Origin of the sequence: Ktedonosporobacter rubrisoli (genome assembly GCF_004208415.1) — a bacterium.
Taxonomy (GTDB): domain Bacteria; phylum Chloroflexota; class Ktedonobacteria; order Ktedonobacterales; family Ktedonobacteraceae; genus Ktedonosporobacter; species Ktedonosporobacter rubrisoli.
The window spans coordinates 3,845,536-3,857,735 of sequence record NZ_CP035758.1; the positions used below are offsets into that span (position 1 = coordinate 3,845,536).

At 51.7% G+C, this 12,200-nt stretch carries 9 protein-coding genes; 5 read left to right on the forward strand and 4 right to left on the reverse strand.

Going from position 1 to position 12,200, the window contains the following annotated elements:
• Positions 1-14 precede the first annotated feature (14 nt).
• From cobO to EPA93_RS17100, 4 genes are all read left to right on the forward strand, one after another.
• Complete coding sequence (gene cobO, locus EPA93_RS17085; protein WP_129888669.1) at positions 15-707, forward strand: cob(I)yrinic acid a,c-diamide adenosyltransferase; 693 nt, start codon at positions 15-17, stop codon at positions 705-707.
• Positions 708-872: 165 nt separating this feature from the next.
• Positions 873-1,655: an SDR family oxidoreductase gene (locus tag EPA93_RS17090; RefSeq protein WP_129888670.1), complete on the forward strand. Its 783-nt coding sequence runs from the start codon at positions 873-875 to the stop codon at positions 1,653-1,655.
• 524 nt (positions 1,656-2,179) lie between these two features.
• Positions 2,180-3,178 (forward strand): ornithine carbamoyltransferase, encoded by a 999-nt coding sequence (gene argF / locus EPA93_RS17095; protein ID WP_129888671.1) that lies wholly within the window; start codon positions 2,180-2,182, stop codon positions 3,176-3,178.
• A 276-nt stretch (positions 3,179-3,454) separates the two neighbouring features.
• Positions 3,455-4,207, forward strand: a complete 753-nt coding sequence (locus EPA93_RS17100) for an SDR family NAD(P)-dependent oxidoreductase (protein ID WP_207229576.1) — start codon at positions 3,455-3,457, stop codon at positions 4,205-4,207.
• A 204-nt stretch (positions 4,208-4,411) separates the two neighbouring features.
• Here the strand turns inward: EPA93_RS17100 and EPA93_RS17105 are convergent, their stop codons facing one another.
• On the reverse strand, positions 4,412-5,227 hold the full coding sequence (locus EPA93_RS17105) for a helix-turn-helix domain-containing protein (RefSeq protein ID WP_129888673.1): 816 nt from the start codon (positions 5,225-5,227) through the stop codon (positions 4,412-4,414).
• A 1,166-nt stretch (positions 5,228-6,393) separates the two neighbouring features.
• Between EPA93_RS17105 and ftsA the strand changes: the two genes are divergently transcribed.
• The gene (gene ftsA, locus EPA93_RS17110; protein ID WP_129888674.1) at positions 6,394-7,755 is read left to right on the forward strand and encodes a cell division protein FtsA; all 1,362 of its coding nucleotides are present in this window, start codon (positions 6,394-6,396) and stop codon (positions 7,753-7,755) included.
• A gap of 121 nt (positions 7,756-7,876) precedes the next feature.
• Here ftsA and EPA93_RS17115 read toward each other — a convergent pair whose 3' ends face one another.
• The 3 genes from EPA93_RS17115 to EPA93_RS17125 all read right to left on the reverse strand — a co-directional run bounded on the left by EPA93_RS17115 (position 7,877) and on the right by EPA93_RS17125 (position 12,187).
• On the reverse strand, positions 7,877-9,031 hold the full coding sequence (locus tag EPA93_RS17115) for a CaiB/BaiF CoA transferase family protein (RefSeq protein ID WP_129888675.1): 1,155 nt from the start codon (positions 9,029-9,031) through the stop codon (positions 7,877-7,879).
• A gap of 82 nt (positions 9,032-9,113) precedes the next feature.
• On the reverse strand, positions 9,114-9,770 hold the full coding sequence (locus EPA93_RS17120) for a cyclase family protein (RefSeq protein ID WP_129888676.1): 657 nt from the start codon (positions 9,768-9,770) through the stop codon (positions 9,114-9,116).
• Positions 9,771-9,826: 56 nt separating this feature from the next.
• The gene (locus EPA93_RS17125; RefSeq protein ID WP_129888677.1) at positions 9,827-12,187 is read right to left on the reverse strand and encodes a xanthine dehydrogenase family protein molybdopterin-binding subunit; all 2,361 of its coding nucleotides are present in this window, start codon (positions 12,185-12,187) and stop codon (positions 9,827-9,829) included.
• Positions 12,188-12,200: the final 13 nt, after the last annotated feature.

The window sequence follows — 12,200 nt, forward strand, 5'->3', positions numbered from 1 at the left end:
GAAAGGATTTAACAATGTCAGAGAACGAACTATCCCATCCACAGGACGAAAGCCAGGAAACGTTGCAGGCGTCAGCAGGCCAGGCAGAGGAGTTCGACCCCGAGGAAGATAAGAATCTAACTGAGGAAGAGCGGATACTCTGTCAGCGCGTAAGCCACGAGAAACGTCGTCAACGCGCTAAAACGGCGATTAAAAAAGGCGTGCTCATTGTCAATACAGGCAAGGGCAAGGGGAAAACTACAGCCGCGCTAGGCCTGCTGGTGCGCGCCTGGGGACAGGGGCTCCGCGTATGTATGCTCCAATTCATTAAAGCGCAGACGGGTAACTGGGGTGAAGAGAAGGCGGCGCGCAAGATTGGGCTTGAAGTCATACCGTTGGGCAGTGGCTTCACCTGGCTTTCTAAAGATCTCGAAAAAGACAAAGCGCTTGCCCGTCAGGGCTGGGAGCAGTGCAGCCAGAAGATTCTCTCCGGCAATTACGATCTGATCGTGCTCGATGAAATGACCTATATTCTCAAGTACGGCTGGATTACCTGGGAAGAAGTGCGCGCTACCCTGGATCAGCGCCCGGCAGGCATGCATCTGATTATAACTGGGCGCTACGCCCCTCCCGAATTGCTTGAATATGCGGATACGGTCTCAGAGGTTGTAGAGGTCAAGCATCACTATCACGCGGGAGTCAAGGCCCAGAAAGGGATCGAATTCTGATAGCCGCGCAAAAGACTGCATATATGTAACCTTCATCCCAGCAGATTCGTGCCATCTCTACACTATTGCAGCATATTCTCTGTGGTCTGGGAAAACTCTATCTTTCAGTTTGCAAGAGAATGTAACGCAGCAACATCACGGTTGAGCATAGAAAGAGGTAAAAGCATGGATCTCGCAGGAAAAGTTGCCCTTGTTACAGGAGCAGGTTCCGGTATCGGCAAAGCAACGGCGCTGCTCCTGGCAAAGCAAGGGGCTCGCGTTGCGGCACTCAGCCATACGGCTGAGGAGGTGGAGCAAACTGCCAGAGATATTCAGAAGAATGGCGGAGAGGCTATTGCTTCTGTTGCCGATACCGGCAATAGTGCTCAGATGCAGCGGGCAGTCCAGCAGGTACTGGGCCGCTGGAATCGCCTCGATATCGTCTTCGCCAACGCCGGTATTAATGGTGTCTGGGCTCCTATCGAGGAACTTGGTGTTGACGAATGGAACCGTACCATCAACACGAATCTCACTGGTACTTTCCTGACCATCAAATATGCAGTGCCACATCTTAAGCAGCATGGCGGCAATATCGTCATCACTTCATCCGAGAATGGGACGCGCGTCTTTAGCAACACAGGAGCTACCGCGTACTCGGCGACCAAGGCGGCACAGGTAGCAATGACCAAAATGCTCGCCGTCGAGTTGGGGCCGCACAATATTCGCGTGAATGTTATCTGTCCTGGCAAGGTCGAAACAGAGATACAGGAAAACACGCAGCCACGCAATGTGCAGCAGGTAAAATATCCTGTCCACTACCCCAGGGGGCCAATTCCTCTCGGTGACGGCAAGCCGGCTACAGCTGAGCAGGTTGCCCAACTTGTAAGTTTCCTGGTTTCGGACGCCGCCAGCCATATCACCGGAACGGAAGTCTGGATTGATGGCGCCCAATCGCTCGTCGAGGGCTAAGCGGATAAGGGCAGGAGGAACTTGCGGTACAATCCTGCCCGGCTCTGCTGCTTAAAAAACCGGCTCCTTTCTCTTAAGAATGCTGAAGTACCTCTGCGCAATCTCCACCGGTATAAATCCCTACGTGCCCAGAAATAGCGTTGCTATACAGGCTTGCGCGCTCGTAGATGGACACCGTTTGCAACAACGACATGACTTGTTATAATAGAGAGCATATATCCACAGGAAAGTTGGATTCGTCTTCCTTGAAACACAAAAATAGATGAGTAAGCCAGGCATATCTGCTTGCCAGCGCCGATCAGGGCACCGCTGGCGGAATTGAGCGAGAAAGCCAGAAGATATTGCTTTAGAGCATCCACACAATGAGGCCGAAGACAGCGCAGTCACACAATCCTCCTGAGTAAATATCATATCGCTTCCCCATCCTCACAGAAGAGCAGGAGGCCGAGATGTTGTAGTTATATGACTCATCCATTACATAATGCGCTATGCCAACTCTCACAGAAAGCAAAAGGAGCACGCTCATGGGTTTCAATTTAAGGAATAGGCACTTTCTCAAGCTCGAAGACTTCACGCCAGAAGAAATCAGGCTTCTGCTCTCTCTGGCCGCTGAATTCAAGGCTGCTAAGTATGCAGGATCAGAGGTCCAACGGCTAAAGAGCAAACAAATAGTCCTGATCTTCGAGCAGGATTCGACGCGCACCCGCTGTAGCTTTGAAGTTGCAGCCTTCGATCAAGGCGCCCATGTTACCTATATTGGTTCTGCCGGCTCCCATATGGGTTACAAAGAATCTTTAAAGGATACTGCGCGCGTGCTGGGTCGCATGTATGATGGCATTGCTTACCGTGGCTCGTCCCAGGCCCATGTGGAGACGCTGGCGCGCTATGCAGGTGTGCCCGTGTGGAATGGCATGACGAATGAAGCTCATCCTACCCAAATCCTGGCGGATCTGCTGACTATGCAGGAGCATACCCATAGAGCGTTAGAGACAATTTCTTTTTGCTTTTTGGGGGATGTGGGCTTCAATATGGGAAATTCGCTCATGCTTGGAGCTGCGAAGATGGGCATGGATATTCGCCTGGCTGGACCAGGGCAATGCTGGCCCGCTAGCCATTATGTTGAGCTCGCGCAGGCTATCGCCCAGCAAACAGGAGCGCGCATCACGCTCACCGAAGATCCCGAGGAGGCTGTACGAGGCTGCGATTTTCTCTATACAGATGTCTGGGTCTCAATGGGCAACCCATTAGAGCTCTGGGAGGAACGCATTAAGCTCATGCTTCCCTATCAGGTCAATTCCAAACTTATGGCCTTGACGCATAATCCTCATACGAAATTCATGCATTGCCTGCCAGCTTTACACAATACAGAATCCAGATTGGGCCAACAGATGTATGAAAAATATGGTCTGGAAGCCCTGGAAGTTACCGAAGACATTTTTGAGTCAAAAGCTTCCATCGTATTCGAACAGGCCGAAAACCGCCTGCACACAATCAAAGCTATTATGCTTGCCACGCTTGCTTAGCGGGCAAAGTTCAGCCAGGATTTATATTTCCAACCATTCACTTATAGAGTGCAGACCATACTATAGTTTATGCAGACGGAGCCAGCAAGCTGGCAAACGTTTGGATCACACCGGGCACGCCACCTCACCGCAAGATTTTCCTAGTTGATCTGCGTCCAAGCTAGCTAAACTAGAAGCACGGCCATTTGGCGTGAGGGCTCTGCCCCTCGCTGGCTAGTATCACATGGACGATCCACCTGAGCAAACAAGAGCAGGTGTCGGTAAAGGAGTATATTCATGAAAATAGCACTGATCACTGGTGGAAATCGCGGTATTGGAAGAGCTATAGCCCTGAGTACCGCAGCAAAAGGGCACGATATTCTTCTGACGTATAAGAGCCACAAAGAAGAAGCAGAAGAGGTGACCGCTTTAATCGAGGAGCGCGGTCGCAAAGCTGTGGCCTTGCCCCTCGATGTATCTGATACAAAGTCGTTTACTACTTTTAGAGAAACTGTCAAGCAAACACTCAGAGACATCTGGAAGAGAGAGACGTTTGACTTCCTCGTCAACAATGGGGGAATTGGGTTTTACCTGTCATTCACCCAGACAACTGAAGCCCACTTTGACCAGCTGGCCAATGTCAACTTCAAAGGAGTCTTCTTCCTCATCCAAACCCTCCTTCCTCTCATCGCTGATGGGGGACGCATCATCAACGTCTCCTCACTCACAGCCCGCACATTTGTCCCTAATCATACCGCCTACGCGCCACTGAAGGCTGCGGTCGAGGTTTTGACTCGCTACCTGGCGGTCGAACTGGGGCCGCGCGGCATTACCGTCAACGTGGTCGCTCCCGGTCCCACGGCAACCGACTATGGCGAAGGCCTTGTTCGTGATAATGCTGCCGTCAATCAACAGCTTGCCGCGCAGACGCCTCTTGGACGCGTCGGTCAACCTGAAGATATTGGTGCACTCGTTGCGGTATTACTCTCCGAGGAAACCTACTGGGTCAACGGACAGAGAATAGAGGCTACGGGTGGCATCAATCTTTAGCCTTTAGATTGACTACTGACCGGGTAAATGACCTGAAAATCTTCGGGTCATTTACTGCTTGCAAATGCCTGGCTTTAAAGTCTGGACCCGGCGTTGTAACTGTTGAGTTTCTTCAGACATATGCCTTTGTGACTACCTCTTGTCAAGTGTGCGAACTTGCCTCTTCATCCGCAGCCTACACACCCTTCCCTCCACAATCTCGCTTTATGGCAGAGAGACTGACAAGGAGAATCTGGTGGTTTTGCGATAGTTTCCTGGCGTCACCTGGTAGTGCCGCTTAAACTGCTCGCTGAAGTGCGATTGATCAAAAAAGCCAGTTTCATGAGCCACATAGCCCACATAGTATCCTTGCGTCAGCAGCGTTTTAGCTCGCGCCAGGCGCAGCCTCGTCTGATAGGCATGGGGAGGCAAGCCAACAGCCTGATGGAAGATATGAGAGAGATGAAAGGGGCTCATGTTCACCACACGGGCCAGTTCTTGCAACGCTACTTCCTCGGCATAGTGCTCTTGCAGATACTCCTTCGTCAGCTTGACGGCTGGGTGCTCATTACCGAAGCGAGGAAGTGTTCCTGCATCTTCAGCGTGACGAACCAATAAAGGAGCAAACAGGTGCAACAGCGTCTCCTCCTGCTGCAGACGAGAAGCCGGAGTCAGCGACCTGGCAGCGAGATCATGCATAGCCTGGCTTACAGATGGATCAAAGAGGGGACGGCTGGAAAAATGGGGCAAGAGCTGCTCCCTTTGGAGCTGCTCAGTAGCGAACTGTTGCAGCCAGGCTGGATCAATAAAGAGACAGTAGAAGGTGGAGTCTTTGGGCTGGTAGCCCAAGGTTTCTCCAGGCTCGATCACATAGAATGCTCCATTGGCGACCTGATCACGAGTGTTTCGATAGCGGTGGTGCGCTGCACCTGCCTGTATGCAGACCAGCCGATACTCCTGAGTTAATTGCTGGCAAAGGGGACCAGAGGTAGCAACGGCATGGAAGAGCTCGAACGACTTGAGCTGCCACGGTCGCCACACCGCGACGTTGCCATTGACCCCTCACGCCCTCTTCTCGCTTCGAGAAGCCTCCCCAATACTTTCCTCCTTTATGCTAAACTAATGCCGGGCCCTCTTCCCGAGGGTCACAGCAGGTTAATTGACGGGCTGCAGTTGACAGAAACAACCCTCTGCTTTATCTGAGCCTGCTTATCGGTACGCTGGCGGCAGGCACCGCTTCGGTCCAGGCAATTCCCCGCTGCCTTTACGAGATAACAGCGTTTCTTCTAAGCGTACCCAACTTTGCAGGTCTTAGCAAGAATTTACCGATACATTAGCCCATTCGAACTTCAATGTTTACTAGCTCTATCCACGTAAACTATGTGCCTCCAGGGACGTATCTAGGTTCTTTAGCTCAGCACTATTTTTTCTTAGGGTCGTCAAGCCGGGAGATCTTATCTATTTATCTCCAGGAGTTTTTTGGCTCCTCCAACCGCCAGTTTAATTGCTGAGTTGGCAGTCCTGGCAGTCACCCTTGCCCTTTCGTCAGCAACAAATTTCTCCTCAGCAGTTTTTTAGTAAAAAATTAGCTAAAAAACACTACAAAATCCGCATTTTTGTGCTAAAGAACTCTAGATGATTGCGGAAATTTAGGTTATACTCATAGCAGGATAGATAAAAGGCTGGACCCTGCACTATTGAACCATTATGGCTGATAGTTATAAAATGATTCTATGTATACACACCAGAGCAAGAACGAGCAAAAGTAGTGTAGGGGATGAGAGCCTGGAAGGTGCGAAGCTGGATACAGTTTTTCGCGGCATTATAGTTATTGGGGACTTTACTAGCGCTTCCGTCTATATTTTCAGATACAGGCGAGAGCCGGGCGGATCTCTTTTCTAAATAAAAATAATTAGCAATAAATTGTATACGAAAAATGGCGTACGAGAGTATTAATTATAGTAGGGGTAACAGATCCAAGGCTGGCTATACCATAAAATCAACGCCAGCATAACTGTATTTTTGGTCTGGTACATTGTGACCTGGCTCATTATTTATCTCACCAATTTCTTGTATAGTAGCGGCAAGAGCATAGACGGCTTTGGATCATCCGACATCCCTAACAGGATTTTAACCTTATTTCGATCTCATCAAGAGAATACTATAAATACAAAATATACGCAACCATTATCATAGTAGGGGAGTAAATGATGATTGTCGGCATCGACGTGGGAACAACTAAAACCTGTGTCCTGGTTGGCAAGCAAGACCATGCGGGTAGGCTAACGATTGTTGGAGCTAGCACCAGCCCTGCACGCGGTATACGCCGTGGGATAATCGTAGATATTGATGAGGCTGTGGCATCTATCACTATGGCCCTGGACCGCGCTGAGCGCCTTTCAGGAGAGCACATTCGTTCAGCTTACGTGAGCATTAGCGGCAGGCACATCGGTTGCCTGAATAGCACAGGAGCCGTCACTATCTCTCCTCTCTATCGCGATATTACCGAGGCCGACATTAGACGTACTCTTGAGGCGGCACGGGCCATCGTGCTTCCTGCTGGTCATGAAGTGTTGCATGTCATCCCACGTGGCTACACACTAGATGGCCAGGATGGTATTGAGAATCCAGTAAGTATGGCCGGCTTCTTATTGGAGGTTGAGGCGCATATTATTACGGGAGCCAGCACCTCTATCAATAGCCTTGTGCGCTGCATGCAAGGCCTCAATGTAGGTATTGATGAGCTCATTGTTGGTGGCCTGGCCTCTAGCGAGGCGGTGTTAGAGGAGGGCGAAAGTGATCTAGGCGTAGCGGTGCTCGATATCGGTGGAGGTACTACTGATATCTCCATCTTCACAAAGGGCTCCATTGCCTACACTACAGCTTTGCCGCTTGGTGGCGATCTGATTACTAACGATATTGCCATCGGTTTGCAGCTGCCCTTCTCGGTTGCCGAGAAGCTAAAAATCACGTATGGGCATAGTAATCCTGCCATGATTGACGATCATGAAATGATTGATATAGGTCAATTCATGCCGGGACGCCGTGACCGAATCTCGCGTAAACTCCTGGCTGAAATTATCGAGGCTCGTGTAGAAGAGATCTGTGGCATGATTGGCGATGCCATTCAAACAGTGAGCTATGGAGACTGGCTACCGGCCGGCGTTGTGGTCACTGGTGGCACAGCCCTCCTACCAGGGCTGCTTGAAATGGTGGAGCAAGAGCTTGATCTGCCTGCTCGCCTTGGTACGCCTGATAGAATTCACGGCCTTGATAGTTCTCTGGATAGATCATTTCAGCTGCCGGCCTTTTCAACCGCTATCGGTCTGTTACTCTGGGGTGCCAGGCACTCCTCGCTAGACAGTGAGGAAGAGGAAGAACAGTTTGAGGATGATGAGCCGCCTTACGATAACAGATCACGGATCAGTGATTGGCTGCGTACGCTTATAGTCCAAAAGCTTAAACCGGCAGCTTCTACTGAAGAGCAGGTAGGTATACTATCGGCAGCTTATTCGGCCGGCAGCTACACGCTTGCCCTCAATAGGCGCTCTGGCAGCGGCACCTTCTAGGATTTTGCCTGGCTACGCAAATGGCTAGAGACAGCAAATGCGTAACCAGGCATTACTTTGCTTTTTTATCATCACTATGTTCTCTTCATCGTTTCAAATGCATAGAGATGATACTATAAGCTCAGGGCACAATTCCCAATCCCCGTAGCACCTCTTCTGTATTCTCTCCTAACAGAGGGGGCGCAACAGGCGACACGCGCTCCATATTAGAAAAGGTGATTGGTGTGTGGAAAACTGGCATCTGGCCTATCACTTGATGCTCTACATGCTCAATCATCTGACGGGCTAACAATTGTGGATTCCGAGCCACCTCCTCTATCGCATCGACGCTTCCCGCCGGAATGCCGGCTTTTTGGAAGAGTTCGAGCCAGAAGTGGCGCGGTTGTGCCCGAAAAATAGCGTTGAGCTGTTCTGCCAGCTCAGCCCTGCGCTGGACACGCTTGTTATTTGTGTCATAGTCAGCTAAGCGATACCATTTCTCGCCTTCATAGATCCCGTCGAGGACATCACAGAATCTAGGCCAGAGCGAATCATTGCCCACAGCGAGATTAAAATAGCCATCGCTGGCCTCAAAAGACTGATATGGTGCTATTCCCTGGTGCGCACTTCCCAGACGCTGAGGGTGATGTCCGGCAATCAAAGCGGCAGTGGCAAAATACGTCTGCCAGGACGTCACGGTTTCCAAAAGCGATACATCCACATGATTTCCCTGGCCGGTGCCGGCGCGTGTCATCAGCGCCGCCAGTATGCCTATCACGGCCCACATTCCAGTTCCAATGTCGGCCACGGAAAAGCCAACCTTGACGGGCGGGCCTCCTACATCGCCGGTAACGTCCATAAGACCACCCTCGCCCTGGGCAATAAGGTCGTAGCCTGGTCTGCTAGCTAAAGGTCCCGTCTGGCCATATCCTGAAATCGAGGCAAGAATAACCGCCGGATAGCGCTCATGAATCGCTTCCCAGCCAAAGCCCAGCCGCTCTAAAGTTCCGGGCCGAAAGTTCTCTACCACCACATCAGAGCGCGCCAGCAATTCCCAGATGATTTGCTGCCCTTGCTCCGTCTTCATATCGACAACGACGCTCTTCTTATTGCGATTAATGCTCAAGAAGTAGGTGCTTTCGCCCTTCACAAGGGGTGCAAAGTGGCGCGTATCGTCACCCCCTGGCCGCTCTATCTTAATCACTTCAGCCCCAAGATCCGCAAGGGTCATTGTGCAAAAAGGACCGCTCAGCACCCTTGATAAGTCTAATACTCTTATTCCTTGCAATGGCAGCATTCTTCGCTCCTCTGATCTCTCATTTACTGGCCTTACTAATATGAACAGAACAATATACTGCCAGGTAGAGCCCGGCCGTCGCTTAATCTAACTGTGCTATCACGCGTGCCATACCACCATTCTCGCGCATCTTCACGGGGAGAGCATACATGGTAAAGGCGCGTTGCGGCAAAATGGCATCGAGATTTACCAGGTTTTCGATGATACAACAGCCCTCACTCAGCACGATGGTATGGTTCGGCCATGGTTTAGCGCCGTCAATGCCATGATCGAGCGCCAGAGCTTTGACGCGCTGCTCCATCAACCAGCGTGAAGTTTGTTCATCCAGGAAAGGATTTTGCGTGTAGAAGTCGGCTCGGTTCCAGTGCTCGGCGGACCAGCCAGTAAATATGGTCAAAATTGTATCGGCCAGGCCTTCATTCGGTAAGCCTGCCCCTTGCAAGTCCTCTACGGTGATGCGGTGACGCATACTATCCTCATGCCGCACGCTCGCGCGCAGATCGCAGAGCCAGGCGCGACCGCATAGCTTCTCCAGGGGTATTTGATCTATCGTCTGTCCCGTCTTGATAAAGTGGTAAGGAGCATCGATATGCGTACCGGTATGGATACTCAAGGTAATCAGGCTATTGTTTACACCGTCTCTCTCCAGGGTTGTAAGGGGCCTTGCTTCAAAATGTGGGTGCCCTGGCACGGGCTCAACTTCTGGTCCAAGAGTTAGACTGAGATCGACCAAATGCATAGTTCGTGCTCCTTTTTTCGCGTCAAATACACTTGAACAATGGAATAAACCAGGCTTTATTCGTCAACGCTTTTTTCTAACTTGTCTTCCTCACCTGCCATTGCCTGCTTTTTCGCTGCATTAATCAGCTTTTGTATGCGCTGCGGCGTGACTGGGATCTGGCAGATGCTGACCTGGAAGGGGCGCAATGCATCTTCGACCGCGGCAACGATGGCTGCCGGTGAGGGGATTGCTCCTCCTTCGCCGGCTCCTTTCGCTCCCAGCGGGTTCAGGGGCGTGGGCGTCTGGATATGTGCGACCTTGATATCTGGCATCTCGGCCGCCGCTGGCATAAGATAGTCCACCAAGGTGCTGGTCAGAAGCTGACCCTGCTCATCGTAGCGCACCTCCTCAAACATGGCTGTACCAATGCCAGCCACGACACCGCCCATGACCTGCCCATCCACAACCAGGGGATTTAAAATTGTGCCACAATCATGAATGGCGGTGTAATCAAGAATGCTAATCCGGCCTGTCTGGGCATCTACCTCTACTACCGCCAGATGAGCGGCGGCCGCATATACCGAGCCTGAGGGCGTAAAGTACTCGGTAGCATTGAGCCCTGGCTCGATGGGATAGGTAAAGGTTGCACCCGGGAAGCGTCCACTGGCCAATCTGGCTAGCTGGGCAAATGAGATGCTGCGCTGCGCTGCACCCCGCACCTGAACAACCCCAGCGACAAGTTCCAGATCTTCAGCCGAGGCCTCTAGCATATGAGCTGCAAGCGCTAGCAGCTTTTGTCTGACTTTTTCGCTGGCCAACTGGATAGCACTACCGGCTACGACAGCAGTTCGGCTGGCAAAAGTACCTGTTCCATAGGGGATGAGCGCTGTATCTCCCTCGCGCACATGGACACGCTCTAAAGAGGTGTGAAAGACTGTCGCTGCGATCTGCGCCAGGGTGGTTTCGTGAGCCTGCCCTTGCGAGGCGGCACCGGTTTTGATGGTAATATCACCGTTGCTCTCAATTGTTACTGTCGCTCCTTCATGCGGCCCTATGGCTGTATTCTCAATCGCCATAGACAGACCAATTCCTACAAGCTTGCCATTACTGCCTGCCTTCTGTTTCTTGCGCCAGGCCCAATACTGCCCTTGCTCCAGGGCCGAATTGAGAAGAGCTTGATAATTTCCGCTATCGAGCTGCATAGCTGTCCCATCGCGCGAGAGCAAGCCCGTGTTATAAGGGAACTCGTCGGGCTTAATAAGATTCTTGAAGCGCAGCTCTGCCGGATCAATACCAAGCTGATCGGCGGCTTTATCTAGCAAGCGATTGATGATCAAGGCAGCTTGCGGGCGTCCCGCGCCACGATAGGGGGCCAGTGGCGTTGTATTGGTATACCAGATTTCGGCCTGGCAATAATAGTTGGGAACTTTATAAGGTCCGGGGATCAATGTTGAGGTCAGCAGCGGCACGACCACACCCCAAGGAACATAAGCGCCGGTATTGGCCATAAAGCTATCGGTAACTGCAAGAATCTCTCCTGTACGCGTCAAGCCCATATTTGCCCGGTGATGCTGTTCGCGCTCATGCACGGATACCTGTAAATTCTCCATGCGATCCTCAATCCAGCTCACCGGTCTGTCCGCCTCTTTAGCGGCCCAGGCAATTAAGAAATCCTCAACATAGAAAGGCTCCTTAGCGCCAAATCCACCGCCCACATCCGGGGCCACAACTCTAATACTCAGTTCGGGCAGATCAAACATGTCGGCGTAGATTCGCCGCATCATATGTGGTACTTGCGTGGAGGCATAGACAGTCAGTCCACTCTGCCCCAATCCAGCCGACCAGCTGGCCAGCAAACCCCGGCACTCTATGGGCATACAACTGACGCGCCCTATCGCCATTTCGAGCGAGACCACAATAGGAGCTTCGTTAAGCGCCGCTTGAGCCTCGCCCACGTTTTGCACAAAACTGGCAGCCAGGTTCGACTCTAACCAGGTATGGGCTAAAGCTGCATCCTGGCTGCTGGCACCCTGCACAGTCACGACAGCCTCAAGTGGCTCATAGGTAATATCTATAGCCTCACAGGCATCTTCGGCGTGATAGCGACTATCAGCCAGGACAAGGGCTACCGGTTCCCCCACATGAGCAACCTCACGACTAAATGGCTGCTGCGTTACGGCCTTGAGAGAGGGATGGGGCAAAAGGAGGGGTAAAGCAGGGAACTCAGTATCGTTTGCGCAAAAAATAGCTGCCACACCAGGCATCTTTTTAGCCGCCGTTACATCAATATCCACAATGCGCGCATGTGCATAAGGGCTGCGTACAAAGGCTGCATGCAACATCCCTGGCAGGCGCAGATCGGCAACATATTGGCCCTTGCCGCGCAACATCCGCGGGTCTACTCGGCGTCGTACGCGCTGACCGATCATTGACATACCTACCTTCCTA